The 26,279-nt window shown below is 42.6% G+C and carries 24 protein-coding genes; 19 read left to right on the top strand and 5 right to left on the bottom strand.

Annotated elements, in window-relative coordinates:
* Positions 1-23: 23 nt before the first annotated feature.
* The 3 genes from HMPREF2832_RS09350 to HMPREF2832_RS09345 form a co-directional block, all read right to left on the bottom strand.
* On the bottom strand, positions 24-1,244 hold the full coding sequence (locus HMPREF2832_RS09350; RefSeq protein WP_070506960.1) for an MFS transporter: 1,221 nt from the start codon (positions 1,242-1,244) through the stop codon (positions 24-26).
* Entirely contained in the window at positions 1,241-1,417 is a 177-nt protein-coding gene (locus tag HMPREF2832_RS10425) for a hypothetical protein (protein WP_162837396.1), read from the bottom strand. Before HMPREF2832_RS10425 ends, HMPREF2832_RS09350 begins: the two co-directional genes overlap by 4 nt.
* A gap of 111 nt (positions 1,418-1,528) precedes the next feature.
* Positions 1,529-2,389, bottom strand: a complete 861-nt coding sequence (locus HMPREF2832_RS09345; protein ID WP_070506957.1) for a helix-turn-helix domain-containing protein — start codon at positions 2,387-2,389, stop codon at positions 1,529-1,531.
* Positions 2,390-2,593: 204 nt separating this feature from the next.
* Between HMPREF2832_RS09345 and HMPREF2832_RS09340 the strand changes: the two genes are divergently transcribed.
* The 18 genes from HMPREF2832_RS09340 (at position 2,594) to greA (ending at position 24,022) form a co-directional block, all read left to right on the top strand.
* Positions 2,594-3,133 (top strand): YceD family protein, encoded by a 540-nt coding sequence (locus tag HMPREF2832_RS09340; RefSeq protein WP_070506950.1) that lies wholly within the window; start codon positions 2,594-2,596, stop codon positions 3,131-3,133.
* Between the two features lie 123 nt (positions 3,134-3,256).
* A complete protein-coding gene (locus HMPREF2832_RS09335; protein WP_003005145.1) occupies positions 3,257-4,735 on the top strand; it encodes a flotillin family protein in 1,479 nt (492 codons plus the stop codon).
* A gap of 169 nt (positions 4,736-4,904) precedes the next feature.
* Positions 4,905-6,329: an NADP-dependent phosphogluconate dehydrogenase gene (gene gndA / locus HMPREF2832_RS09330; protein WP_003004949.1), complete on the top strand. Its 1,425-nt coding sequence runs from the start codon at positions 4,905-4,907 to the stop codon at positions 6,327-6,329.
* Positions 6,330-6,338: 9 nt separating this feature from the next.
* Entirely contained in the window at positions 6,339-7,037 is a 699-nt protein-coding gene (locus HMPREF2832_RS09325; RefSeq protein ID WP_049492430.1) for a response regulator transcription factor, read from the top strand.
* 236 nt (positions 7,038-7,273) lie between these two features.
* Positions 7,274-9,466, top strand: coding sequence for a PTS transporter subunit IIBC (locus HMPREF2832_RS09320; RefSeq protein ID WP_037608409.1), 2,193 nt, complete (start codon positions 7,274-7,276; stop codon positions 9,464-9,466).
* Between the two features lie 85 nt (positions 9,467-9,551).
* Positions 9,552-10,364: an endonuclease/exonuclease/phosphatase family protein gene (locus HMPREF2832_RS09315; RefSeq protein ID WP_049474028.1), complete on the top strand. Its 813-nt coding sequence runs from the start codon at positions 9,552-9,554 to the stop codon at positions 10,362-10,364.
* Between the two features lie 164 nt (positions 10,365-10,528).
* A complete protein-coding gene (gene nrdR / locus HMPREF2832_RS09310; RefSeq protein ID WP_003005476.1) occupies positions 10,529-11,002 on the top strand; it encodes a transcriptional regulator NrdR in 474 nt (157 codons plus the stop codon).
* Positions 11,003-12,181, top strand: a complete 1,179-nt coding sequence (locus tag HMPREF2832_RS09305) for a replication initiation and membrane attachment family protein (protein ID WP_070506946.1) — start codon at positions 11,003-11,005, stop codon at positions 12,179-12,181. It abuts the gene before it with no gap.
* Positions 12,182-13,081: a primosomal protein DnaI gene (gene dnaI / locus HMPREF2832_RS09300; protein WP_003008404.1), complete on the top strand. Its 900-nt coding sequence runs from the start codon at positions 12,182-12,184 to the stop codon at positions 13,079-13,081. It begins immediately after the preceding gene.
* On the top strand, positions 13,078-13,791 hold the full coding sequence (locus HMPREF2832_RS09295) for a nitroreductase family protein (protein ID WP_049497789.1): 714 nt from the start codon (positions 13,078-13,080) through the stop codon (positions 13,789-13,791). The genes dnaI and HMPREF2832_RS09295 overlap by 4 nt, the downstream gene beginning before the upstream one ends.
* A gap of 57 nt (positions 13,792-13,848) precedes the next feature.
* Entirely contained in the window at positions 13,849-15,159 is a 1,311-nt protein-coding gene (gene der / locus HMPREF2832_RS09290; RefSeq protein ID WP_031575509.1) for a ribosome biogenesis GTPase Der, read from the top strand.
* A 565-nt stretch (positions 15,160-15,724) separates the two neighbouring features.
* Positions 15,725-18,823, top strand: a complete 3,099-nt coding sequence (locus HMPREF2832_RS09285; protein WP_031575506.1) for a pilus expression-regulating Snf2 family helicase — start codon at positions 15,725-15,727, stop codon at positions 18,821-18,823.
* A 55-nt stretch (positions 18,824-18,878) separates the two neighbouring features.
* Positions 18,879-19,529 (top strand): divisome accessory protein ZapJ, encoded by a 651-nt coding sequence (locus HMPREF2832_RS09280; protein WP_003017389.1) that lies wholly within the window; start codon positions 18,879-18,881, stop codon positions 19,527-19,529.
* 9 nt (positions 19,530-19,538) lie between these two features.
* On the top strand, positions 19,539-20,873 hold the full coding sequence (murC, locus tag HMPREF2832_RS09275; RefSeq protein WP_003005130.1) for a UDP-N-acetylmuramate--L-alanine ligase: 1,335 nt from the start codon (positions 19,539-19,541) through the stop codon (positions 20,871-20,873).
* An 81-nt stretch (positions 20,874-20,954) separates the two neighbouring features.
* A complete protein-coding gene (locus HMPREF2832_RS09270; RefSeq protein ID WP_024054776.1) occupies positions 20,955-21,371 on the top strand; it encodes a GNAT family N-acetyltransferase in 417 nt (138 codons plus the stop codon).
* Between the two features lie 12 nt (positions 21,372-21,383).
* Positions 21,384-21,893, top strand: coding sequence for a GNAT family N-acetyltransferase (locus HMPREF2832_RS09265; RefSeq protein ID WP_176745539.1), 510 nt, complete (start codon positions 21,384-21,386; stop codon positions 21,891-21,893).
* Positions 21,894-21,964: 71 nt separating this feature from the next.
* On the top strand, positions 21,965-23,482 hold the full coding sequence (mltG, locus tag HMPREF2832_RS09260; RefSeq protein WP_410002237.1) for an endolytic transglycosylase MltG: 1,518 nt from the start codon (positions 21,965-21,967) through the stop codon (positions 23,480-23,482).
* Positions 23,483-23,539: 57 nt separating this feature from the next.
* Complete coding sequence (greA, locus tag HMPREF2832_RS09255; protein WP_003005389.1) at positions 23,540-24,022, top strand: transcription elongation factor GreA; 483 nt, start codon at positions 23,540-23,542, stop codon at positions 24,020-24,022.
* Positions 24,023-24,176: 154 nt separating this feature from the next.
* Here the strand turns inward: greA and yidC are convergent, their stop codons facing one another.
* On the bottom strand, positions 24,177-25,094 hold the full coding sequence (gene yidC, locus HMPREF2832_RS09250) for a membrane protein insertase YidC (protein WP_003008377.1): 918 nt from the start codon (positions 25,092-25,094) through the stop codon (positions 24,177-24,179).
* 77 nt (positions 25,095-25,171) lie between these two features.
* Positions 25,172-25,450, bottom strand: a complete 279-nt coding sequence (locus tag HMPREF2832_RS09245; RefSeq protein ID WP_023918900.1) for an acylphosphatase — start codon at positions 25,448-25,450, stop codon at positions 25,172-25,174.
* Positions 25,451-25,523: 73 nt separating this feature from the next.
* Between HMPREF2832_RS09245 and HMPREF2832_RS09240 the strand changes: the two genes are divergently transcribed.
* Positions 25,524-26,270, top strand: a complete 747-nt coding sequence (locus HMPREF2832_RS09240) for a TrmH family RNA methyltransferase (protein WP_070506997.1) — start codon at positions 25,524-25,526, stop codon at positions 26,268-26,270.
* Positions 26,271-26,279: the final 9 nt, after the last annotated feature.

The following is a 26,279-nucleotide window of genomic DNA, read 5'->3' as shown; positions in this document are numbered from 1 at the left end:
CAAACCACCCGTTTGACGGGTGGTCATGATTTAGTAGTTAAGAGGAGGGTAGTGAAACCAAGGATAGCAAAGGTCCCCCAAGCTAGGGGAAGGCTCCAGATAGCTAGACTAGAAAAGAGAGCTGTTCCAAGGGGCATGGCAAAGCTGACCATCAGTCCCAAAAAGCTAGAGGTAGAAGCTAATTTTTCAGCGGGTAATTTACTCATTAAAAGACTGGAAACTTTTGGGTTGATTTTTGCAACAAGATAACCAAGGAATGTGATGAGTAGAAGGGAAAGAATGTCCCAGCGTACCAGGATATTTGTGAGCCCAAGCATGGTCAGCCCACCTGCGATCCACAGGAGGATATGATGGAGAGATTGCTTGGAAAAATAGTCATGGGGTGTCAAGCTAGCCCAGACCATGCTTAAAATAGTCACTACCTCTAAAATCAAGAGGGATTGGCTAAAACTCAACTGAAAGAAGGGGGAGTGAAGCAGTTGCAAATTGTAGATACCAGAGATGGATCCCCCTAGGGCATTGATAAGAACCAATGAGAAGAGCAACTTGCCAAAGTGGTGGACCTCCTCATCTGCAAAAATACTTTTAGCGTTCTGGTACATCTCTTGGCATTCTTGTACCAAAGAATTCTTACTTTGGGGCTCAATGACGGGATCATGTGTCAGCTGCTTTTTTCTCATCAGGAGACAGGTAGAAGACAGGAGAAAAGTCAATGCATTGATCGAAGCGACCAGGGCAAAATTTTGATGGCTGATGGCTAGCAACCAAACTCCTAGAGCTTGTCCAGAAATCGAGCAGACCATACTAAGTAGTTGGTTGAAGGAATAGGCCTCCATCAAATCCTCGTCGGGGATGTTCTTTTTCATGATAGGGAGTTGCAAGCCTCCGCGATAATCACTCAAACAATCTGAAACTATGTTTAAGAAGCAAACAATCGAAAAGGCAAGGTAACCCGGAATCTTGGTCATGAGAGCAATAAGGATGAAGAGGATGGCTTGAAGATAGCCAATGCGGATCAACCAGTTAGCTTTTTTCTTCGTGCGGTCAGCCTTCATACCAACAAAAATGCTAAAGAGGCTAGGAATAAATACAATGAGATTGGCAATGCCAACTGCCAGACTAGGCTGAGGCATGCTGGCAGCAAAGACCACAAAGACCAGATTGTAGATGGCAGCACCAAGGGTATTCAAAAAGCGAGAAAGGCTGAGTAAGGCAAAAATTTTATTACGAGCTAAGAGTTTCATAAGCCTTCCTCCTTCACGTGATCAGTTGCTAGGACTTGTTTGATAGATCGAACGATCTGTTTGAAGAGGTCTAGTTTCTCATCATCAGAGAGAAGAAGTTCCTGATCCTTCAGATAAACGCTGGTATGTGAGAGAAGAAAGCGGAGGAAGTGGTTTTTTAGTTTGGTCATCATGGGAAGAACCTTCTTTCTTTACTTGATAGTCCTATTGTAAACCTAAAAAGCAAGAAAAAATTAATGTTGCATATTTTCAACAAAAACTCACAGAGTAGATCTGTGAGTTTTTTAGGTTTCTTTGATGAGTTCCTGCATGCCCTGTCTGTAGTAGCTGGCACTGTCCTTACAATCCAGAATAGAGAGAACCTGGATGGCCTGTTCCATCTTTTCAAGACCGATTTCTTTTTCTCCCTTTCGATAGAGAAATTCTCCTTTGGCGTAGAGATAAACCGTCCGCAGGTAGGCTTCGTTCTCAGAGTAAAAGTGGTTGTTAATCAGGTGATCAAAATAGGTTGCATCTTCAAATTCATTTGAACTAATGGCGAGAAAAAAGCCATTAAGGAAAATAGAATTGATGGCAGGACTAGAGGAATCTAGGAGAAGCTTGAAATCCCCCCTTTGGACCAACTCCTCTGTGTATTGTCGATAGAGCTGACTAGAGAAAAGATGAGAGGTCAGAGAGAACAGGTTTAATTCAAAATTTCCCCAGATCGTGACAGAAAAGAGATAGTCATGGAGGAAATCTAGTTCCTCTTGGCAAGAAGTGAGCTCCACTTCAGGATAGATGGCAAGCATTTGGGCCTTGAGAATAATGCTGGCTAAGAAGTCTTCTTTTTTCTGATGCTTCTGGTAGGCTTGCTGGTAGCTTTGGTACAAGGCTTGGTCGTGTTCTAAGCTCATGTTTTCATAGTGCTCTTTCAACAATTTGGGAATAAAGGATTGCTGATCGATCCCTGCTAGATGAGAGAACTCACTGAGGCTGGTTTTGATCTGTTGGAGGGCCTGAAAAAACCGTTGTGTGGTTAGGTCATTTTCTCCTCTTTCAAATCGAGACAGCATGGAGCGCGAAAATTCGCCACCCGTAGCTTCCTCTAAAGAGATGTGACGACTTTCACGTATTTGCCGAAAAACTGCTCCGATATCTTTCATGAATTCTCCTCTATCTAACATTGCTCAATACCCTAGCCAGTGACCCTCTTTTGTCCAAGAGATGGTGGGACCTTGTGTACAACACCAATTGGCCTAGTTACTGTATCTTTTTTCATGATTATAACAAATTTTTGAGGAGACTTCTTGGTTGAGGGGCAGCTTCATGATATACTAGTAGTATCTAGAAGATTTGAGGACAAAAGAATGAACTTATATACACAAGAAATCCGTAAAAATCCTGAAGGACTAGCTTTTGATCAAGAGTTGGATTTGTTAAAGGATCTGCAAAAGCGTAATTCAGAAATTCTTGATTTAAAGAATGTGACAGCGACAGGACGAGTAGCCTATGATACAGGCCTCTATATCTTGGATTACCAGTTGAGCTACACCATCGTTTTGGCATCTAGCCGAAGCATGGAGCCTGTCGAGCTTCAAGAGAGCTATCCTGTAACAGAAGTGTTTGCTGAAGATGTACAGTCTGACGCAGATATCGAGGCCCTAGAGGAAGACTTGATCCTTCCAATCGAAGGTGGGAAGATTGACCTGAGTGAGAGTGTAGCGGATAATATCCTGCTCAATATTCCTCTCAAGGTTCTCACTCCAGAAGAAGAGGCTGGACAAGGTTTTATCGAAGGAAATGATTGGAAAATCTTATCCGAAGAAGAATACCAAGCCGTTCAAGCGATCAAGAAAGAAGAAAACAGTCCTTTCGCTGGTCTAAATGGCTTGTTTGACGAAGAATAAGCTAGAGATTACATTTGATAAATTTAGACATAAATACAGGTCTTTTCTTTGAGGAAAGGCCTTCTTTTGATATACTAGGATTAATAAATAACAGAGGGGAGACCTCTAAAAAGGAGAAAAAGTATGGATACTTTATTTATTCCAGGTTGGTTGATTACCGGCCTAATAGTCGCAGTTATTATTTTGATTTTGCTTGTTAAAGGTTATGTGAACGCTAAACCCAACGAAGTCGTGGTCATTACCGGTCTTCGGAAGCAACGTCACTTGCGTGGGAAAGCTGGCTTTATGATTCCCTTTGTCGAACAACGCTCTTATCTTGATATTGAGCAATTCTCGACAGATGTTCGGACGTCAGAAGCAGTCCCAACACTGGACTTCATTAACGTCCGTGCCGATGCAGCTGTTAAATTAAAAATTGGTACAACCGATGAAATGATTGCCCGGGCTGCAGAAAACTTCTTGAACTGGAATACGACAGATATTTCCAATTCTGTCCAAGATGTCTTGGAAGGAAACTTGCGGGAAGTGATCGGTCAGATGGAGCTCCGTAAGATGGTCAATGACCGTCAAGAGTTTGCCTCAAAAGTGCAAGACAACGTAGCGCCAGACTTGGCTAAAATGGGTCTAGAAGTCATCGCCTTTACGGTTCAATCCTTCTCTGATGAAGGGGGAGTCATCGATAACCTCGGGATTGAAAATGTTGAAACCATTAAGAAAGATGCCTTGATTGCCAAAGCCAAAGCAGAACGTGAACGCAAGGAAGTCGAAGCAGAACAAGATAAATTGGCTAACGACAAACGCGTCGCTGCCGATCTTGAAATTGCGCAAAAACAAAATGAACTGAAACTCAAACAAGCAGCCCTCAAGCAAGAAGCAGACATTGCCCAAGCAAAAGCAGATGCCGCTAAAGGAATTGAGGCAGAAGTGCAACGTCGTGAACAAGAGCGCGTGGCAGCCGAAGCCAATATCATGAAACAGGAAAAAGAAGCGGAAGTCAAAGAGCGCGAAGTTAAGGTTCGTGAGCAAGAATTGGATGCCAACATCCGCAAACAAGCTGAAGCTGAAAAATATGCGCGTCAACAAGCTGCAGAAGCAGAATTGATCGAACGCCAACGCAAGGCCGAAGCTGAACTCTTCGAAACACAAAAAGAAGCCGAAGCTCGGAAAGCCCAAGCCGAAGCTGAGAAATTTGCCCAATTGCAAGAGGCCGAAGCTATTGAAGCCAAAGGTCGTGCCGAGGCTGAAGCTATTCGCTTGAAACTGGAAGCCGAAGCCAAAGGTTTGGACCAAAAGGCCGAAGCGATGAAGAAAATGCAAGAAGCAGCCATTACTGAAATGGTCGTTGACAAGTTGCCTGAAATTGCGCGTGCTGTCGCAGAACCATTAACCAAGGTTGATAAGATCACCATGTACGGGGAAGGCAATGCTTCTAAGATGGTGGGAGATATTATGCAAAGTATCGACCAAGTCTCTCAAGGAGCTGGATTTGATATTCGTCAATTACTAGCAGGAGCCCTTGGAGTTAATATGACGGTCAACAAACTCAAAGAAGGAGAACAACCGGTCATTGAAGCAGAGGAGTTAGCTTCTAAAGAAGATTAATACCATTCTTAAGAAAGTGTCTGAGAACTGTTTCTCGGGCACTTTTGTTTTTAAGATCAAATAACTTGCATGATCTTCTCCCTCTTAGAGAAGGTGGGAAGCTATTTTCTGCTTTCTTTTGAGGAGGAAAAATGGTAGAATAAAGGCAAACTATAAAGAGGAGTGTCACATGACTAAAGCAAACTTTGGTGTTGTTGGTATGGCCGTAATGGGTCGTAACCTTGCCCTTAATATCGAATCTCGTGGCTACACAGTTGCCATTTATAACCGTAGTAAAGAAAAAACAGAAGATGTAATTGCTTGCCACCCTGATAAAAACTTTGTGCCAAGCTATGATATCGAAAGCTTCGTAAACTCAATCGAAAAACCACGTCGTATCATGCTCATGGTTCAAGCAGGACCTGGTACAGACGCAACTATCCAAGCCCTTCTTCCACACTTGGATAAAGGTGACATCTTGATCGACGGAGGAAATACTTTCTATAAAGATACCATCCGTCGTAATGAAGAATTGGCGAACTCAGGAATCAACTTTATTGGTACTGGTGTATCTGGTGGGGAAAAAGGTGCCCTTGAAGGTCCTTCAATCATGCCTGGTGGGCAAAAAGAAGCGTATGACTTGGTAGCTGACGTTCTTGAAGAAATCTCTGCAAAAGCGCCTGAAGATGGAAAACCATGTGTGACTTACATCGGTCCTGATGGAGCTGGTCACTACGTGAAAATGGTCCACAACGGGATCGAGTACGGGGATATGCAATTGATCGCAGAAAGCTATGACCTCATGCAACACTTGCTTGGACTTTCTGCAGAAGACATGGCTGAAATCTTCACTGAATGGAACAAGGGTGAATTGGACAGCTACTTGATCGAAATCACTGCGGATATCTTGAAACGCAAAGACGACGAAGGTCAAGATGGACCAATCGTAGACTACATCTTGGACGCTGCAGGAAACAAAGGAACTGGTAAATGGACTAGCCAATCAGCGCTTGACCTTGGTGTGCCGTTGTCACTCATCACTGAGTCAGTATTTGCCCGTTACATCTCTGCCTACAAAGAAGAACGTGTACATGCTAGCAAGGTTCTTCCAAAACCAGCTGCATTCAAATTTGAAGGAGACAAGGCTGAGTTGATCGAAAAGATTCGTCAAGCCCTTTACTTCTCAAAAATCATCTCTTACGCACAAGGTTTTGCGCAATTGCGTGTTGCTTCTAAAGAAAACAACTGGAACTTGCCATTTGCAGACATCGCATCTATCTGGCGCGATGGATGTATCATCCGTTCTCGTTTCTTGCAAAAGATCACAGATGCTTACAACCGCGATGCAGATCTTGCTAACCTTCTATTGGATGAGTACTTCTTAGATGTTACTGCTAAGTACCAACAATCAGTTCGGGATATCGTAGCTCTTGCTGTTCAAGCTGGTGTGCCTGTACCAACCTTCTCAGCAGCCATCACTTACTTCGATAGCTACCGTTCAGCGGATCTTCCAGCAAACTTGATCCAAGCACAACGTGACTACTTTGGTGCTCACACTTACCAACGTAAAGACAAAGAAGGTACCTTCCACTATTCTTGGTACGACGAAAAATAATCTTGCTCTATGGTCAAACGAGTTCTACTAGTAGAAAATGAGAAGCAAATCGCTCGCTTCATTGATTTGGAACTTCAAAAAGAGGGGTATCAAGTTGATGTGGTCGAGGATGGAAAAGCGGGTCTGGCCTTAATTGCTGCGACTAAATATGATCTGATCTTGTTTAATTACGATTTGTCAGATATGTCTGGTGAAACATTCGCAGAGGAAATCAGTCGGATTCGCCCAGCTTCTGTTTTGATTGTTTTGGATAGCCGCGAAAAAATTGCTGAGCACAAAGAGAGTATTCAGCGCTTTGCCGTTTCCTATATGGTTAAACCCTTTATTATCAGCGATTTGGTAGATAAGATCACAGCCATTTTTAGAGGACGTGATTATATTGACCAACATTGTAGCCAGATGAAAATCCCAACATCATACCGCAATTTGCGCATTGATGTGGAACACCATACCGTCTATCGTGGGAAAGACATGATTAGTTTAACCCGCAGAGAGTATGATCTCTTAGCGACTCTGATGGGAAGCAAAGGGGTGGTGACACGAGATCAGTTGTTGGAAAGTGTCTGGAAGTACGAGAGTACAGGTGAGACTAATATTGTGGACGTCTATATCCGTTATCTCCGTGGGAAAATTGATCTACCCGGTCAAAAAAGCTATATTAAGACCGTTCGTGGGATTGGCTATGCCATGCAAGACACATTAGAATAAAATATTCGAACCCTTAGAGGGTTCGAATATTTTTATGACTCAAGGGAAACGTTTGCGTTTGGAAAGGATGGGTTTTAAAAAGGATTTGGCTAAAAAAAGATAAAAAAAGATAAAATTTAGAGAAAAAAATGAATGTAAGGCTTTACAAATTTTTAAAATGTGGTATACTAGAAACAAATTAAGCGCAAACGTTTTCTTAAAAACAAAAGCCTTAAACAATATAAGGAGGTTGAATGATGAATAAAGGATCATTCAAAAGTTTATTTAGCTTTGAATTCTGGCAGAAGTTTGGTAAGGCCTTGATGGTCGTTATCGCTGTCATGCCAGCTGCTGGGTTGATGATTTCAATCGGGAAATCAATCCCTATGATCAACCCGAATTTATCTCCACTTGTTATTACAGGTGGGATTCTCGAACAAATCGGTTGGGGGGTTATCGGTAACCTTCACATCCTCTTTGCACTCGCTATCGGTGGTAGCTGGGCCAAAGAGCGTGCTGGGGGTGCCTTTGCGGCTGGTCTCTCTTTCATCTTGATTAACCGTATTACCGGTGCAGTTTTTGGAGTTACATCTGCAATGTTGGCTGATAAGGATGCTACCGTTCATACGATCTTAGGTGGATCAATTAAAGTTGCAGACTACTTCATTAGTGTCCTTGAAGCACCGGCACTTAATATGGGGGTGTTTGTAGGGATTATCTCAGGTTTTGTTGGAGCAACTGCTTTCAATAAATACTATAACTACCGTAAACTTCCAGAAGCCCTTTCTTTCTTTAACGGGAAGCGCTTTGTCCCATTCGTTGTTATCGTTCGTTCAGCTCTTACAGCCTTGGTTTTGGCAGCCTTGTGGCCAGTGGTTCAATCAGGAATTAATGGATTCGGTGTCTGGATCGCCAACTCACAATCAACAGCTCCAGTATTGGCACCATTCTTGTTTGGTACCTTGGAACGTCTTCTCTTGCCGTTTGGTCTTCACCACATGTTGACCATTCCAATCAACTATACTCAATTGGGTGGTAGCTACCAAGTTCTTACAGGTGCTGCCAAAGGAACAACTGTATTTGGACAAGATCCACTTTGGTTGGCTTGGGTAACAGACCTTGTTAACTTGAAGAAGGCAGATCCTAGCCAATACCAACACTTGCTTCATGCGTACACACCAGCTCGTTTCAAAGTTGGTCAAATGATTGGATCATTTGGTATCTTGATGGGGGTTGTAGTTGCTATCTATCGCAATGTTGACCCAGATAAGAAAGAAAAATACAAAGGGATGCTTTTTGCAACTGCCCTTGCTACATTCTTGACAGGTGTTACTGAACCAATTGAATACATGTTCATGTTCATTGCAACACCTTTATACCTAATCTATGCCTTTGTTCAAGGAGCTGCCTTTGCAATGGCTGACTTGGTTCACCTTCGTGTCCACTCATTCGGTTCAATCGAGTTCTTGACACGTACCCCAATGGCCATCAACGCTGGTTTGGCTTTAGATATCTTTAACTTTGTATGGGTAACAGTCCTCTTTGCCTTTATCATGTACTTCATTGCTAACTTCATGATTAAGAAATTCAATTATGCAACTCCAGGACGTAACGGTAACTATGAACAAAATGATGACGCCCCTGCAGGAGATGGTGCAGCAGCAGGTGCTGCTACAAGCTCAGCAAGCTCACAAGTCATTAACATCATCAACCTTCTTGGTGGACGTGCCAATATCGTAGACGTTGACGCATGTATGACTCGTCTTCGTGTAACCGTTAAGGACGCTGAAAAAGTCGGAACAGAAGAACAATGGAAAGCTGAAGGCGCTATGGGTCTTGTCATGAAAGGACAAGGTGTCCAAGCAATCTACGGACCTAAAGCTGACGTATTGAAATCTGATATCCAAGACGTTCTTGATTCGGGTGAAGTTATTCCTGAAACACTTCCTAGCCAAATGACAGCAGTTCAAAAAGCTGAAGCAACCTTTAAAGGGGTAACTGATGAAGTGCATTCCGTTGCAGATGGTGAAGTGATCAACATCGAAGATGTGAAAGATCCTGTATTCTCACAAAAAATGATGGGTGACGGATTTGCGGTTGAGCCTGAAAATGGCCACATCGTTTCACCAGTTGCTGGTAAAGTTACTAGCGTCTTCCCAACCAAACATGCCCTTGGTTTGGTAACAGATAATGGTTTGGAAGTCTTGGTTCACATCGGTCTAGATACTGTTAGTCTTGAAGGAAAACCATTTGAGGTTAAAGTTTCTGAAGGTCAAACAGTGGCTGCTGGAGACCTCTTGGTAGAAGCAGACCTTGATGCGATCCGTGCAGCTGGTCGTGAAACTTCAACAATTGTTGTCTTCACAAATGCAGATGCGATTAAATCCGTTAAGGTCGAACATACTGGTAAATTGGCAGCAAATGCGCCAGTTGCAACAGTAGAATTATAAGAGACGTCGGCAAAGAAAATGAGGTTGGGGCAGTGCACCCGGCCTCTTGCCGTTTCTTGATTTGGAGAGAAGGAGAAATCAGGGGATGAAATTTTTAACATTAAATTCCCATAGTTGGATGGAAGAGAATGCTCAGCAAAAATTTGAAACCCTCAAGGAACAAATTTTAGAAGCGCAATATGATGTGATCTGTTTCCAAGAGGTCAATCAAGAAATGGCCTCAGAAACAGTCGAAACAGATGAGTATTATCAAGCTTTGCCATCATCTGTAGCGATTCACAAGGATCACTTTGTTCGCGTATTGGTAGAAGAGTTAGCTGCTCATGGACTCCACTATTATTGGACTTGGGCCTACAACCATATTGGCTATGATCACCTCAATGAGGGTGTGGCCGTTCTTTCGCGTCAACCCTTGAAGGCGGATGAGATTTTGGTATCCAATATGGATGATCCAACGGACTACCATACTCGTCGAGTAGCCGTTGCCCATACAAGTGTAGATGGCAAAGAGATTGCTGTTGCCAGCGTCCATCTTTCTTGGTGGGACAAAGGTTTCCAATTTGAGTGGCCACGCATTGAGAACTACTTCAGCCAAGTAGGCAAACCTTTTATTCTAGCTGGTGATTTCAATAATCCTGCTGGTCAAGAAGGGTATGAAACGATTCTATCCAGTTCGCTAAAACTTCAAGATAGTTTTATCGAAGCCAAAGAAACAAAGGGGACTTATACTGTAGGTCCTGGAATCGATGGCTGGACGGATAATCAAGTTCCATTGCGAATCGATTACGTCTTTGCAAGTCCAGAATGGGACATCCAGCGTCTACATGTCATTTTTGATGATCAAAACAAACCCCATGTCAGTGATCACTATGGCTTAGAAGCTGAATTATCACTTTAATATAAATGGAGAGTCGAAAGGAAAACGATTTTATTCAATCGTCCTTCGACTCTTTTTTATGGATCAATGAGGAGCAAGCATAGGGGATTCTCCTGTTCTTCTGCTTTCTTTACGATTCAATTTATGGTAAAATGAAGTGTTAAAACAGTTTAAGGAGGTAGCAAATGCGTTGTCCAAAATGTGGTGGAAGTAAGTCTAGTGTGGTGGATAGTCGACAAGCTGAAGATGGGAACACCATCCGTCGTCGCAGGGAATGCGAAGAATGCCATTATCGCTTTACTACCTACGAACGAGTGGAAGAGCGGACCCTAGTGGTTGTCAAAAAGGATGGGACACGCGAGCAATTTTCTCGTGATAAAATCTTTAATGGTATTATCCGCTCAGCTCAAAAACGGCCTGTTTCTAGTGACGAAATTGAAGAAATTGTAAACCGGATCGAGCAAAAGGTTCGCAGCCAAAGTGATAATGAAATCAACAGTGAATATATTGGTTCGTTGGTCATGGATGAGTTAGCAGATCTAGATGAGATCACCTATGTCCGTTTTGCTAGTGTTTACCGGAGTTTCAAGGATGTCGGTGAGTTAGAGACCCTCTTGAAACAAATTACGAAGGGAACCAAGAAGAAAAAGGAAAAATAGATGAAGCCCAATACGCCTTTCGCATTTTTAAAAAATAATCTTCTTCCACCGGCAGGGGCTGCATTGGAGCAGTATTACCTGCCTATTTTAGAGACAGAAACAGTAGCGATTTATCGTTATCTGCTCGCCTCTTATGATCAGGGTGAAAAACAATATTTACTTGCTCAAATCCTCAATCACTTGAATATAGGATTTCCACAGTTGCTACTAGCCTTTGATCGTTTAATTGCTATGGGGTTGATGGATCTCTATGAGGAAGAAGTTGGGATCACCATCCAGTTACATGCTCCTCTTGAATCAGAACAATTTTTTTCGAATGCTATTTTCAAACGCTTGCTTGAAAAAAAGATTGGGGAAAAGGCTGTTGAGGATCTGATCCCAGCACGCTCTTTAGGAACTAGACGGCAAGTTTCCTTCTCTCAAGTCTTTGGACTAGATGCTGGTGAGGTGACCGTTGTTCCAAGCAAGAAACAGCAGTTTGATATGGAGATGTTTAAGCGAATGATGGGGCGTGATGGACTTCGTTTTGCGGATGAAGGAGAAGCGACTCTTGCCCTCTTTGCCATTGCAGAAGAGCAGCAATGGACCTGGTATGAAACGTATCTTTTAGCCAAAGAAACAGCTGTAGACCGTACCGTCTCTCCAAAGAGAATGAAACAAAAATTAGCTCAGGCTAGCCAAGAGCAACCCCGCATGTCCTATAGCCGTCAGGAAGAAACTATACTGAGGGAAGCTAAGGCAAAATCCAGCCTACAATTTCTAGCGGAGATTAAGAAGGCGCGCAATGCGACCATTACGCAGAGCGAACGCAAGACTTTATCCAAGTTAGCTGATCTAGGCTTATTAGATGAGGTGATCAATATCATCTTATTGTTGACCTTTAATAAGACCCAGTCTGCTAATCTCAATGAAAAGTATGCTTTGAAGGTGGGAAATGATTTTTCTTATCAAGGGGTCAACAGTGCAGAACTAGCGATTTTAAAAGTTCGAGAACGCCAGGAACAAGCTAAAGCTCAAGGAAACAAGGGGACGAGTCCTACATCAGCTAAGGGCAAGAACAGCAATGTTCCCAAGTGGAGCCAACCAAACTATCAAAATCAAACCAGTCAAGCAGAAAAGGTGGATCTTGCTAAAGAGAAACAACGCCTATTAGAAAAACTGAATCAAGGAGGTGAGTAGATGGAAAGTGTAGGTCAAACCATGTCTCACATGAACCGTGCGCGTCAATTTAACTATGAGGATTTGGTCGCACAGATCTTGGCAGACCAAGAAGTTGCTGCCTTTATCAAGGACCAGTCTTTGTCTGAACAAGAAATTCGACGGAGTATTTCAAAATTTAATCAATACATTAGTGAACGCAACCGTTTCTTATTGGGAGATCCGGATTATATTGCCAAAGGTTATAAGCCCATCCTCACCATGAATGAAGGCTATGCGGATGTCGCTTATGAGGAAACGCCAGAGTTAATCGAAGCCCAAAAACGAGCTGCGATCAACCAACGTCTCAACTTGATCAATCTCCCTTCAACCTTGAAAGAAGCGAGTCTAGCCAAGGTAGAACTCGATGATAAGGGGCGATTTGAGGCCTTTGAAGAATTAGCTAATTTTGTGGCCAACTATCCTGAATATCAAAAGGGGATCTACCTCTATGGTGATTTCGGAGTAGGAAAGAGCTACATGATGGCAGCCTTGGCTCATGATTTATCCGAAAAACGCCAGGCCTCTACTACCCTACTTCATTTTCCAAGTTTTGCGATCGATGTTAAAAATGCCATCAGTTCAGGCTTGGTCAAAGAAACCGTCGATCAGGTGAAAAAAGCCGAAATTTTAATTCTCGATGATATCGGTGCGGAACAGATGTCAGCCTGGGTGCGAGATGAAATCTTACAAGTGATTTTGCAGCACCGAATGCAGGAAAATCTCCCAACCTTCTTTACTTCTAACTTTAATTTTGAAGAGTTGGAACGTCATTTTGCAGCTTCGCGTAATGGAGATGAAACCTGGCAGGCCAAACGGGTCATGGAGCGCGTGAAATTTTTAGCCAAGGAAATCCATTTGGAAGGAGTCAATCGCCGATGAATGAAACCATCCGTTTAATGAAATCTCATTTTTCTGTTCGCCGTTTTAAGGAAGAAGCCATCAAAGAAGCTGACCTCAAGGAAATTTTATCAGCTGGGCAGATGGCATCAAGTTGGAAAAATTTTCAGTCTTATTCTGTGATTGTGGTCAAAAGCAAGGAAAAGAAAGAAGCCCTCTACGACTTGCTTCCTCAAGAAGCGATTCGCCAATCAGCCGTCTTTCTCCTCTTTGTTGGGGATTTAAACCGTGCTGGAAAAGCTGTCAAACTTCATGAGCAGGATTTCCATCCTGAAGGGGTGGACAACTTACTGATCACCTCAGTGGATGCGGCTCTAGCAGCTCAAAATACACTATTGGCAGCTGAAAGTCTCGGCTATGGTGGAGTGATTATCGGCATGTTGCGCTACTGTTCAGAAGAAGTCGCAGAACTCTTCCGTCTGCCAGACTATACCTATCCGGTTTTTGGGATTGCCCTCGGAGTACCCAACCAGCAACATGCGGTGAAACCACGTTTGCCATTGGAGCAGGTTGCTTTTGAAGAAGAATACCAAGAACAAGACCTATCAGTTGTGACTGCCTATGACAAGGTTCAGGCAGATTATGCTGGAGCGCGTGCAACCGACAGCTGGAGCGAGCGCCTTGCAGCTCAATTTGGTCAACCTGAACAAGAAGAGACCAAAAAACTACTAGAAAAACACAAACTATTATGAAATGAAGAGAGGCGTTCTTGAACCGAGGTCTCGCCTTTCATTAGAAAAGAGGAAATCATGGCCCTACCAACTATTGCGATTGTAGGCCGTCCCAATGTCGGAAAATCTACACTCTTTAACCGGATTGCCGGTGAGCGGATTTCCATCGTTGAGGATGTAGAAGGAGTCACTCGTGACCGCATTTATGCAACAGCTGAGTGGTTGAATCGAAAATTTAGTATCATCGATACGGGGGGAATTGATGACGTAGATGCCCCATTTATGGAGCAAATCAAGCATCAGGCAGAAATTGCCATGGACGAAGCAGATGTGATCGTCTTTGTTGTTTCTGGAAAAGAAGGGATCACGGATGCGGATGAATATGTCACACGTATCTTGTATAAGACCCATAAACCGGTTATTCTTGCAGTCAACAAGGTGGATAACCCAGAGATGCGCAATGATATCTATGACTTTTATGCCTTAGGACTGGGCGAGCCACTACCGGTATCCTCTGTCCACGGGATCGGAACTGGGGATGTTCTCGATGCCATCATCGAAAATCTTCCGAATGACACAGAAGAAGAAAATCCAGATATCATCAAATTTAGCTTGATTGGTCGTCCAAATGTTGGGAAATCAAGCTTGATCAATGCGATCCTTGGAGAAGACCGGGTCATCGCAAGCCCTGTTGCTGGAACCACACGGGATGCTATCGATACCCATTTTACCGATGCAGATGGCCAAGAATTTACCATGATCGATACAGCTGGTATGCGCAAATCTGGTAAAATCTATGAAAACACTGAGAAATATTCTGTCATGCGTGCCATGCGTGCCATCGACCGCTCAGATGTGGTTTTGATGGTTATCAATGCCGAAGAAGGGATTCGGGAGTATGACAAGCGGATCGCTGGCTTTGCTCATGAAGCTGGAAAAGGGATGATCATTGTTGTCAATAAATGGGATACTATTGAAAAAGACAACCATACCATGAAGCAGTGGGAAGATGACATTCGCGATCAATTCCAATACCTTTCTTATGCGCCGATTGTTTTTGTCTCTGCCTTAACCAAACAACGCTTGCACAAGTTGCCAGAGATGATCAAACAGATCAGTGAGAGTCAAAATACACGGATTCCTTCAGCTGTCTTGAACGATGTGATTATGGATGCCATTGCCATTAATCCAACGCCGACCGACAAAGGGAAACGCCTCAAGATCTTCTATGCGACACAAGTGGCAACCAAGCCGCCAACTTTTGTGGTCTTTGTTAACGAAGAAGAACTGATGCACTTCTCATACCTCCGTTTCTTGGAGAACCAAATTCGCAAGGCCTTTGTTTTTGAAGGAACTCCAATCCATTTGATTGCTCGAAAACGGAAGTAGGGAATAAGAGACAAATGGATAAAAGTGGAGAAGGATATTTCAAATGATAAAACGCTCATTCTTCCAACTATGAAAATAACTAAAAGTAGCGCATAAGCGTTGCTTTTTTTAATAAGCTGGTAAAATGAAGTGGAGGATAGTCAGATGCGTAGTATCATGGTCCGGATATTCTTTATTCCTTATGCTTTTTTTAAGGATGAGTAGAGTAAACTCATGAACATCATGAGAGCTTTAGGTTTGTGTACTTATTATTTAAAATCTATCTGTATCTCCTGTTTCTCGGTTCGATCGTAAGCTTGGAGCTCTTGATCCTATTGCTGGGGATTTTATTAAAAAATAAGGTCGTGTTTTTTCTTTTCTCTATGAGCAATCGGGATTTTGCTATTCCCGTTGTTTAGCTATTCGATCAAACAGTTAACAGATAGATATTAGGAATAGCTGTTTGAACTGAGAGCGTTACGAAATCAGGTAAAAAACGGGCTAAAATCCTTTCAAGATGATGACTATTTTTTCTAATTTTTGCTTAAATATGGTATAATAAAGGGATTAATCTAAGGTGGTAAACATGGCAAAATTAATTCCTGGGAAGGTTCGTTCACAAGGGAGCCTTCTCTATGAAGCTGGGAAGGTTTCCCTTCAGGAAGTAAAAGAAAAATACCTATATTTTCGGGTGGAAGAAGAAAGCTTGCGGTACAGTTTGGACGACGATGCTGTTTTTTGTAGCTGTGCTTTCTTTCAAAAGAAAAAATTCTGTACACATCTAGCAGCTGTGGAAGCTTTTTTGAAGAATGATGACAGTGGGAAAGCAGCTCTTACAAGCCTTGAAGAAGATGCCACGGCGACTGAAGAAACGCAGGAGAAGGTCTCTTTTGGAAGTTTGTTTTTAGACCAGGTCCTTCCAAAAATCGAAAAGAAAGAAACTCGCTATGTCTTATCAGCAGTCGGGCAGGAGGATGAATACTCTGGTCAATTCTTGTGGACCCTTCGCATTCGTCGCTTGCCAGACGAGCGTTCTTATGTGATCAGAGATGTGCTAGCTTTTTTGCAGACCCTTCAGAAAGAAGGCCACTTTGCAATTGGCAAAAGTTACTATGAACCCATTTCTTACTTAGAATTTGATGGGCCTAGTCAGGATGTGATCAATTTCCTACAAGGCTTGGTCACAGATAGTGGCTCGAAAGAGCAAGATTTCTTTCCCAATGCTGGGCGCCATCTTTATTTTCCACCGACTCTCTTTGAAGAAGCTGTAGAATTACTAATGAATTTGGATTCCTTCCTCTTGCAATACAGCTTGTATGATTTTTCTGAAGTCTATTTTCAGGATGTCCATGGGGAGGAAGATCTCTTTCATTTTCAGGTGGAAGACCATGGTGATTTTTACGAATTGATCATTACTGAGCCACAAGTGAAGGTTGTCGAGTCTGCTGTTTACCTGTTTCGAAATGGTGTCTTCTATCACCTGACGCCCCAACAGCGGACCTTATGGAAGGCGATTCAAGACTTACCAATGGATCAAGATCGAAAAAAACGCCTGCATTTTGATCCAACGGATCAGACCAAACTTTCCTATAGTTTAAAAGAGTTCAAAAAACTGGGACAAATAACAGCCCCGACCAGCTTTTTAATCCACGATTTCACTCCGGAATTTCATTTTGATCTAGCACAGGATCAGACTGTATTACTGGATGTTGTCTTTCAATACCAGGATCGTGTGGTGACCACGCGTGAGGAACTTCTCAATCTTCCTTATTCTAGTGATTTCGATAAGGAGCAAGAAGTTTTTTCAACCATGCTAGCAGCAGGTTTTACGGATGATTTTTCTTCCCAAAGAAGTCCTTTATCAAGTGAGCAAATCTATCCATTCTTTCACCAACAGATCCCGACTTTTGAAGCCTTAGGAGAGGTTACCCTCTCTGATAGCCTTTTAGATCTTTATCAAGTGGAGCGTCCAAAAATTGATGTTAAAACCAATGGCAGTCTACTGGAGATCGGTTTTGACTTTGAAAGTGTGGATCCAGCCGAAGTGGACCAGGTCCTCAAAGCTCTAGTAGGGCAAAAAGACTATTTTGTCAGCCATACAGGGAAAGTTCTTGTCTTTGATGAAGAAACCAAGAAGATCAGTCGAGCCTTAGCAGATCTGCGGGCGAAAATGAGCAAGGGTGGGAAACTACAAGCCCGCCGGATTGCCGCTTATCAGCTATCTGATTTGTTGGCAGATCAAGACAATGTTCATTTTTCAGAAGACTTTCGAAATTTAGCTCATGATTTGACTCATCCAGAAGACTTCCAACTCCCTCAGATGACAATCCAAGCGACCCTAAGGGATTACCAAGAAACAGGGGTTAAATGGTTCTCCATGTTAAATCATTATGGTTTTGGTGGTATTTTAGCGGATGATATGGGGCTTGGGAAAACCCTGCAGACTATTTCCTTCTTGACCAGTGTCGCAAAAAAAGAAACTAAAATCTTGATTCTAGCTCCATCTAGTCTCATCTACAATTGGAAACAAGAATTTTCAAAATTCGCTCCTCAGATGGAAGTGGCAGTCGTCTATGGTCTCAAGCAGCACCGAGATGAACTCATCGCAACCAATCCACAGGTAGTTATCACTAGTTACGCGTCTTTTCGTCAAGATGTGGAGGAATACCAGAAGAATCAGTATGAGTACTTGATTCTAGATGAAGCCCAGGTCATGAAAAATGCCCAAACCAAGATTGCCCAACACTTACGTGGCTTTGAGGTTCCGCATGTGTTTGCCCTATCTGGGACACCGATTGAAAATCATGTGGGTGAACTCTGGTCCATTTTCCAAATTGTCCTTCCAGGGCTCTTCCCAGCTAAAAGAGAATTTCAAAAATTGAGTCCTGAGACCATTGCACGATTTGTCAAACCTTTTGTCATGAGACGGAAAAAAGATGAAGTGCTCCAAGAATTACCGGACTTGATTGAAACAACCTACCACAATGAGTTGGATGAAAGCCAAAAAACGATCTATTTGGCTCAATTAAAACAAATTCAAGATCGGGTTCGAAGCTCTAGCGAGGAAGAACTAAATCGGAGTAAGGTGGAAATTCTCTCGGGTCTCATGCGCCTTCGCCAAATCTGTGATACCCCCGCCCTCTTTATGGAAGACTATCAGGGAGATAGTGGGAAATTGGAGAGCCTTCGAGATCTTTTGGGTCAAATCAAGGATGGCGAACACCGGGTTTTGATCTTCTCTCAATTTAGAGGCATGCTGGATATCCTAGAGCAGGAGATTGACCAGCTTGGCATGACCTCCTTTAAAATCACAGGTTCTACTCCCGCTAAAGATCGACAAGAAATGACCAATGCTTTTAATGCAGGTGAGCGCCATGCTTTTCTCATTTCTCTGAAGGCTGGAGGGGTTGGATTGAACCTCACTGGTGCCGATACGGTCATCTTAGTCGATTTGTGGTGGAATCCTGCAGTGGAAGACCAGGCTATTGGACGTGCCCATCGAATGGGACAGGAACAAAATGTTGAAGTTTACCGCATGATTACTCGTGGTACGATCGAAGAAAAAATCCAAGAACTACAAGCTTCCAAAAGACACTTGGTCTCAACGATTTTAGACGGAACGGAAACACGATCTAGTTTATCGGTTGAGGAAATTCGTGAGATTCTTGGAATTCAGTCAGAATAGCTTGAAAAATTCTGTGAATAGTTTATAATTAATGGAGTGTCGAAAGGAAGAAAGCATGACAGAAAAATATTTTCCTCAAGTAGGGGATAATGAGTTGATGTTAACAGAGATGCCCCACATGAACCTGTATGATGAAACAGACTTGATTAGTAACATTACAGGCGACTATGTGGATAAAAATTATTTGGAATGGCAACCGATTGCTGAAAATACCAAACCTAAGCATCCTTACCACCAACCATTAGAAGAGCCCCTACCGAAAAGACGGCCAGTAAGAAAACCTGATTTTAAAGAGCCGATTGATAAAAAAAGCCCAGCCAATCGTTATGCAGAGGAAGCGAGAGAGCGCGCTCGTGAAGATTTGAAAAAGAAACGCACAGCTCCCTATCTGACAACGGATCCAGCAGCTACTACAAGTAAACGGAAAAAACCATTTATTTCTGAACGAAAACCTGGTCAGCCAACGGCTCCCTTCCAAAAGGAAAATCCGGGTGAATTATTGAAATATAGCAAACGATTGCGACAAGATCAGTTGATCCTTGCAGAGTTCGAATCTGCAGGAGAACCAGAAGTGGCAGAACCGACTGAAAAGAAAAACAATTATGATTTCTTAAAGACTAGCCAAATATACAATAAAGATCAGCACAAGTTGAAACCACAGCCAATCAAACAAGAATTGGATTTAACCCATCTAGATCAAGAATAAGGAGAAAACATGTCTAATACATACCATTTTATTGGAATTAAAGGAGCAGGGATGAGTGCTTTAGCCCTCATGCTTCACCAAATGGGACATACGGTTCAAGGGTCAGATGTTGAGAAGTATTACTTTACGCAACGTGGCTTGGAACAAGCAGGAATTCAAATTTATCCATTTGATGTGAAAAATTTGGAAGGCGACAAGATCCTCATTGCCGGGAATGCTTTCCGTCCAGATAACAATGTGGAAATCGCTTATGCAGATGAGCATGGCCTAACTTATAAACGCTACCATGAATTCCTTGGTGAATTTATGCGTGACTTCGTCAGCATGGGAGTTGCCGGGGCACACGGGAAAACCTCAACAACAGGGATGCTTTCGCACGTCTTATCAAATATCACTGATACCAGTTATTTGATTGGTGACGGGACAGGTCGTGGCTCTGCAGCAGCCAAATACTTTGTATTTGAATCAGATGAGTATGAACGCCACTTTATGCCTTACCATCCTGAATACAGCATCATCACCAATATTGACTTCGACCATCCAGACTATTTTACGAGCTTAGAAGATGTCTTCAATGCCTTTAACGATTATGCCAAACAAATCAGCAAAGGCCTCTTCATCTACGGAGAAGACAAAGAATTGCGTCGGATTACCTCATCAGCACCAATTTATTACTATGGTTTTGATAAGGAGACGAACGATTTTGTAGCAAGCAACTTGCTTCGCTCAACGACAGGTTCAACCTTCAACGTTCATTTCCGTGGAGAAGATTTGGGGCAATTCCATATCCCAACATTTGGTCGTCACAACATCATGAATGCTACAGCAGTCATTGGTTTGCTTTACATTGCAGGATTTGATTTAGATTTAGTCCGCGAGCATTTGAAGACCTTTGCTGGAGTGAAACGTCGCTTTACTGAAAAAGTAGTCAATGGAACAGTGATAATCGATGACTTTGCGCACCATCCAACGGAAATTATTGCAACCTTGGATGCGGCCCGTCAAAAATACCCAAGTAAAGAGATTGTGGCCATTTTCCAACCACATACCTTTACACGGACCATTGCCTTGTTAGATGAATTTGCAGAAGCCTTGAATCAAGCAGATGCTGTTTACTTGGCACAGATCTATGGCTCTGCGCGTGAAGTCGATCACGGCGATGTGAAAGTTGAAGATTTGGAAGCAAAAATTGTCAAACGCTCAGCGATTATTACAGCTGAGAATGTTTCTCCTCTTCTTGACCATGATAATGCAGTCTATGTCTTTATGGGAGCAGGAGATATTCAAACCTATGAATACTCATTTGAGCGTTTATTATCTAGTTTGACACATAGTGTACAATAAGAGATGATTGAGTCTGGAATCTTTTGGTTCCAGACTCAAATTTATCTGTCCACTGAAGGAGTATGAGATGAGGAAAGCAGGATGATGATTCGATCAATCACCCCAGCTGATCAAGAACAGCTGCTGTTACTAGAAGAAGAACTTCATGGCAATGAAGGAAAGGAGCACAGGGCCACTCTTGAGGAAGCGCTAGGTTCGAAGGAAGCCATTTCTTTGCTTGCAGAGCAGGCGGGGGATGCTGTGGCTTACTTGTTGGCGACAGAAGACCAGCCTTTAAAAAGAGACCTAATTGTATTGCGACTAGCAGTGAGACCAGCCTTTCAAGGTCAAGGCTATGGTTCTATTTTAATCGCTGCTTTAAAGGATCTAGCTGTTCAAAAGGAAAAGGAAGCCATTTGGATCGATTGCCCAGAAGACTTACTATCTTATTTTTCCCAGCAAGGATTTCGAGATGAAGCTGAGTCTGATCGAGGTGTCCATATGGTTTGGGAACGATAGAAGGAGTAAATGATGAAAGAAAAGATTCACATTAGACAGGCAGAACTGCAGGATTTGGATGCCATCGAGCGCATTGAGCTTGAGAATTTCTCAGAAGAAGAAGCGATTGCGCGTGAGATTTTAAAAGATCACATCGAAAAGATTCAAACGACATTTCTTGTAGCAGAGTGCCAGGGTCAGATTTTAGGCTATTTAGAAGGACCTGTTAGACCGGAGCGCTATTTGATCGATTCCTCTTTTTCAGAGGTTGAAGATCTAAGTCAGTTAGAACAGGGCTTTATTTCCATTACGAGTCTATCCATTGCTAAAGAAGCTCAAGGACTTGGAGTGGGAACCCTTTTGCTTGAAGCGATGAAAGAGATTGCGTTGAAAGATAATCGCCAAGGGATCAATTTGACCTGTCATGATTATTTGATTCCTTATTATGAAAAGCAAGGATTTACCAATGAAGGCCGGTCAGAATCCCAATATGCGGGTGAAGTTTGGTACAATCTGGTCTGGGAAAATGAAAAACTTGATTAAATAGGTATTTTAAAGAAGAAAGGCGATTTGTATTGCTTTTCTAAATCTTTTAAGATATAATATTAAGGATTATGATGAGGGAGGTCAATTATTTGACTGATAAATCACAAGACAGTGAGAAGTTATTAAGCTTCAAAGAGCAGATCCTCAGAGACTTAGAAGAGGCCAATGAGCAACTTCTAAAAATCGAAAAAGAGTATGATCTACCTGATCGAAGTATTGAAACCCCTTCTTCACTGAAAGAGGAGGAAGAAGCAACACTACCTCCAAAAGTAGAAGAATCTGCGTTGGCTCCCAAAGAAGAACCAGTGGAGCCGGTAAAGGCGACTCCTACTGTGGAAGAAAAGAGTGAGCTTACAAAGCCTGCTAAAAAAGAACCAAGTCAGGAACCGGTAGAGGAAAGCTTATCGCGCTCTTCTCGTAACCAGCGCCAAAAAAAACAAAAGAAACAAAATAAAATCGCTAAACGAATTGTGCGGACAGTAGTCAGCCTTTTGCTGATTGTGATCGTAGCTACAGGGATCTTTGCTGTGACCTATATCCATTCAGCTGTCAAGCCGATGGATAAAAATGCAACAGAATTCGTAACGGTTGAGATTCCAGCAGGTTCAAGTAATCGTGAGATTGGCGCGATCCTTGAGAAAAAAGGACTCGTGAAAAATGGTCAGTTCTTTAACTACTATACCAAGTTCAAGAACTATAGCAATTTCAAATCTGGTTATTTCAATTTGCAAAAGAGCATGGATCTAGAAACCATCATCCAAAAACTGCAAGAAGAGGGAACCAAAACTCCTCAGGCTCCAGTTCTTGGAAAGGTCACGATTCCAGAAGGTTATACGATCGATCAGATTGCGACGGCTATCACCACCAATGTCTCCACTAAGAAGGCAGGCAAGACTCCATTTAAGAAAGAAGATTTCTTGAAGGCTGTCCAAGACGATGCCTTTATTGAGAAGATGGTGGCCAAATATCCTAAGCTCTTGGCGAATCTGCCAAGTAAGGATTCTGGTGTTCGCTACCGTTTAGAAGGTTATCTCTTCCCAGCAACTTATAACTATGGGAAAGATACCACAGTGAAAGAGATGATCGATCAGATGCTTGCGGCAATGGATCAAAACTTAAGCCCATACTATGAAACACTTGAGAGCAAGAACATCAATGTAAACGAAGTATTGACTCTTGCTTCCTTGGTTGAAAAAGAAGGGGCGACGGATCAGGACCGCAAAGATATCGCGAGTGTCTTCTATAACCGCTTGAACCAAGACATGCCTTTGCAAAGTAATATTGCAATTCTTTATGCAGAAGGGAAACTTGGTCAAAAGACGACCTTAAAAGAAGATGCAACGATCAATACAGAGCTGGATTCACCTTATAATATTTATAAGAATACCGGCTTGATGCCTGGCCCAGTGGATAACCCTGGAGTATCAGCGATCGAAGCGGCGGTGAACCCAAGTAAGACCGATTACTTGTATTTTGTCGCAAATGTCGAAAATGGTGAAGTTTTCTTCGCTAAGACATACGAAGAACACAATAAAAATGTTGAAGAACACGTCAATAGTAAATTGACACAAGCAAGTTCAAACTAGAAAAAGCATGTGGCGCGTCCACAGCTTTTTCATTCAAATAATAGAAAGAGAAGAATAATGGCAGAAAAAACATACCCAATGACCCTAGCAGAAAAAGAAAAATTGGAACAAGAATTAGAAGAATTGAAATTGGTCCGTCGACCTGAAGTGGTGGAACGGATTAAGATCGCTCGTTCATATGGTGACCTCTCAGAAAACTCTGAGTATGAAGCGGCAAAAGATGAACAAGCTTTTGTTGAAGGTCAAATCTCTAGCTTGGAAACAAAAATCCGTTATGCAGAAATCGTCGATAGTGACGCTGTTGCAGTAGACGAAGTAGCGATCGGAAAAACCGTTACAGTTCAAGAAGTTGGCGAAACAGATGAAGAAGTATACAGCATCGTTGGTTCAGCAGGGGCAGATGCCTTTGCAGGAAAGATTTCTAACGAAAGCCCAATCGGTCACGCTTTGATTGGTAAGAAGACAGGTGACGTTGTCACTGTTGAGACACCAGCTGGAAGCTACCAAGTGAAAATTTTGAACGTAGAAAAAACAGCGTAACTATAAAACGCAAGCCCTCCAAGAGGGCTTGTTTTTTTGTGCTCTTAATCTTTTTGTGAGAGTGAAAATTCTTTGCTGACTGAACGATATCAAAAAAAGCACTTGAACCTTGGGTTCAAGTGCTACTGTATACCGCTAGAATTAGTAGTTTGTACTACTTTCTATTGCGTTGTTTTCCTGCATTGCGGTTGTTTTTTGGTTTGTGTTGGATTTGTGTCGTTGCAGTAGGTGTGACATCTTTTTTCACGCGGTGACTAGTCGCTTTAGGAGGATTGTTTTTGTATTCCTCAGCGACTCGTTTGCGAAGATTTGGACGAATCAAGTAGTTGATGACAAATTGTTGGATAATTTGGATCACCCCACCGACTACCCAGTAAAGAGTTACTCCGGCTGAGGAGATCAATGAGAAGACACCGATCATAATCGGACTCATCAGTGATGCTTTGCGCATGCTTTCCTTTTGGGTTTCATCTTCAATTCCATGAAGAGAAAGCATACTTTGGATATAGTAAAGAACTGCTACGATCGCTGTCAAGAGCAAGCTTGGTTTGCCGAGAGCAATGCCAAGGAAGCTACTATCTGCTACCCCTTTGGTGTGCTGAGCTGCAAAGAAGAGAGCTGAGAAGAATGGCATTTGGATCAAGAGTGGCAAACACCCAACTCCACCAAACATGCTAACTCCATTTTCACGTTGAGCAGCCATTAATTCCTGTTGCGCCAATAGCTTTTCTTCTTGTGTGCTAGCGTTCTTCATGCGCTCTTGGATTGGCCCAAGGATAGGTTTTAAGTAGTTCATCTTTTCAGATTGGTAGGTTGCCTTCCATGATTGGTACAAACCAAGTGGCAAGATGATTAACCGTACGATCAAGGTGACGATAATAATCCCGATCCCAAAGCCTAAGCCAAGGTTGTTGGCAAAGAATTTGATGGCTTCGCCCATTGGACGGCCAAGAAGATTCCAGATCAATCCAGTCGGATTTCCAGTTTTCCGATCGACACTCACGCATCCTGATAAGAAGACAAGCGAAGCTAGTCCCATCGATGCAAGTAATGCAAGTTTATTTTTTTTCACAAATAGTTCCTTCTTTTTTTTAATGTTACCTTTCTATTCTACTGTTTTTTTTGAAAATACACAATAGTTCTCTAGTCTTAATTTGCAATTTTGAAGTCTGTATAGTTTTCAAAGTTTGCGAGCGTAACATCTAAATAAGTCACATGCGCAAAAGGCGTAGGACCTTTGCGAATTTCTTGGATGAATTTGGCCATTTGGCTACTAGACTCTGCCTGTGCCAGAATGCCAACTGTTCCGTCGTCATTATTCCAGACACGGCCAGTGATCCCACCGATCTCTAAAGCAAGACTGTAGACTCCCCAGCGAAAGCCAACCCCTTGAACCCGTCCTTGGGCAATCATTTTTACCTTTTGCATGTGCGACCTCCTTGACTCGAAGAAATCTATCTGAGGTATGATTTCTTCTTTTTCTTTGTGCTATAATAGTTCTATGAATATTATAACGTCTAAATCCAATAATGTAATCAAAAATGCAAAAAAATTACATCAAAAAAAATACCGGACAGATTCTTATCTCATTGAAGGCTGGCATCTGTTTGAAGAGGCAGTAGAAAATCATGCGAAGATTCGGCAGGTCTTTGTTTTAGAAGCCTATTTAGACCGGGTAGAGGACATCCAAAAAGTCACTATCGTGACTCCGGAGATCTTAAGCCTCTTGGCAGATTCGAAGACTCCTCAAGGGATTGTCGCAGAGATTCTTCTAGAGCAGCCAGAGCTTCCAGATCAGTTACAAGGTCGCTACCTTTATTTGGAGGATGTACAGGATCCCGGCAATGTAGGGACTATGATTCGAACAGCAGATGCAGCAGGTTTTGATGGCGTCATGCTTTCGAAAGCCTCCGCAGATCTATACAGTCTCAAGACCCTTCGATCCATGCAGGGCAGTCATTTCCATATTCCTATCTGGAAACTGGATCGAGAAGAACTATTGGAACGAGCTGCGCAATCTCATCTAGCAGTTCTCGCAACGACGCTTTCAGAAGCTTCCATTGACTACCGTCAGCTTCCTCAGACCGATCAGTTTATTCTGGTTATGGGGAATGAAGGAAATGGCATCAGCCAGGAAATGGCGGCACAAGCAGACCAGCTGGTTCATATTCCTATGCCAGGTCGGGCCGAGAGTTTGAATGTTGCAGTGGCAGCAGGAATTTTGATGTTTTCTTTAAGGAAATTTTGAGAAAAAGAA

It is taken from the genome of Streptococcus sp. HMSC073D05 (genome assembly GCF_001812015.1).
GTDB lineage: Bacteria > Bacillota > Bacilli > Lactobacillales > Streptococcaceae > Streptococcus > Streptococcus parasanguinis_D.
This window is presented reverse-complemented; position numbering and strand designations above follow the sequence as displayed.

Excerpts from the sequence above, each read along its gene's own strand:
- HMPREF2832_RS09285 (WP_031575506.1), top strand. The coding sequence starts at position 15,725 with ATGGCAAAATTAATTCCTGGGAAGGTTCGTTCACAAGGGAGCCTTCTC.
- der (WP_031575509.1), top strand. The coding sequence starts at position 13,849 with ATGGCCCTACCAACTATTGCGATTGTAGGCCGTCCCAATGTCGGAAAA.
- HMPREF2832_RS09335 (WP_003005145.1), top strand. The coding sequence starts at position 3,257 with ATGGATACTTTATTTATTCCAGGTTGGTTGATTACCGGCCTAATAGTC.
- HMPREF2832_RS09320 (WP_037608409.1), top strand. The coding sequence starts at position 7,274 with ATGAATAAAGGATCATTCAAAAGTTTATTTAGCTTTGAATTCTGGCAG.
- HMPREF2832_RS09265 (WP_176745539.1), top strand. The coding sequence starts at position 21,384 with ATGAAAGAAAAGATTCACATTAGACAGGCAGAACTGCAGGATTTGGAT.
- HMPREF2832_RS09295 (WP_049497789.1), top strand. The coding sequence starts at position 13,078 with ATGAATGAAACCATCCGTTTAATGAAATCTCATTTTTCTGTTCGCCGT.
- dnaI (WP_003008404.1), top strand. The coding sequence starts at position 12,182 with ATGGAAAGTGTAGGTCAAACCATGTCTCACATGAACCGTGCGCGTCAA.
- HMPREF2832_RS09350 (WP_070506960.1), bottom strand. The coding sequence starts at position 1,244 with ATGAAACTCTTAGCTCGTAATAAAATTTTTGCCTTACTCAGCCTTTCT.
- HMPREF2832_RS09245 (WP_023918900.1), bottom strand. The coding sequence starts at position 25,450 with ATGCAAAAGGTAAAAATGATTGCCCAAGGACGGGTTCAAGGGGTTGGC.
- mltG (WP_410002237.1), top strand. The coding sequence starts at position 21,965 with ATGATGAGGGAGGTCAATTATTTGACTGATAAATCACAAGACAGTGAG.
- HMPREF2832_RS10425 (WP_162837396.1), bottom strand. The coding sequence starts at position 1,417 with ATGATGACCAAACTAAAAAACCACTTCCTCCGCTTTCTTCTCTCACAT.
- nrdR (WP_003005476.1), top strand. The coding sequence starts at position 10,529 with ATGCGTTGTCCAAAATGTGGTGGAAGTAAGTCTAGTGTGGTGGATAGT.
- HMPREF2832_RS09240 (WP_070506997.1), top strand. The coding sequence starts at position 25,524 with ATGAATATTATAACGTCTAAATCCAATAATGTAATCAAAAATGCAAAA.
- greA (WP_003005389.1), top strand. The coding sequence starts at position 23,540 with ATGGCAGAAAAAACATACCCAATGACCCTAGCAGAAAAAGAAAAATTG.
- HMPREF2832_RS09305 (WP_070506946.1), top strand. The coding sequence starts at position 11,003 with ATGAAGCCCAATACGCCTTTCGCATTTTTAAAAAATAATCTTCTTCCA.
- HMPREF2832_RS09270 (WP_024054776.1), top strand. The coding sequence starts at position 20,955 with ATGATGATTCGATCAATCACCCCAGCTGATCAAGAACAGCTGCTGTTA.
- HMPREF2832_RS09325 (WP_049492430.1), top strand. The coding sequence starts at position 6,339 with ATGGTCAAACGAGTTCTACTAGTAGAAAATGAGAAGCAAATCGCTCGC.
- gndA (WP_003004949.1), top strand. The coding sequence starts at position 4,905 with ATGACTAAAGCAAACTTTGGTGTTGTTGGTATGGCCGTAATGGGTCGT.
- HMPREF2832_RS09280 (WP_003017389.1), top strand. The coding sequence starts at position 18,879 with ATGACAGAAAAATATTTTCCTCAAGTAGGGGATAATGAGTTGATGTTA.
- HMPREF2832_RS09340 (WP_070506950.1), top strand. The coding sequence starts at position 2,594 with ATGAACTTATATACACAAGAAATCCGTAAAAATCCTGAAGGACTAGCT.
- HMPREF2832_RS09345 (WP_070506957.1), bottom strand. The coding sequence starts at position 2,389 with ATGAAAGATATCGGAGCAGTTTTTCGGCAAATACGTGAAAGTCGTCAC.
- HMPREF2832_RS09315 (WP_049474028.1), top strand. The coding sequence starts at position 9,552 with ATGAAATTTTTAACATTAAATTCCCATAGTTGGATGGAAGAGAATGCT.
- murC (WP_003005130.1), top strand. The coding sequence starts at position 19,539 with ATGTCTAATACATACCATTTTATTGGAATTAAAGGAGCAGGGATGAGT.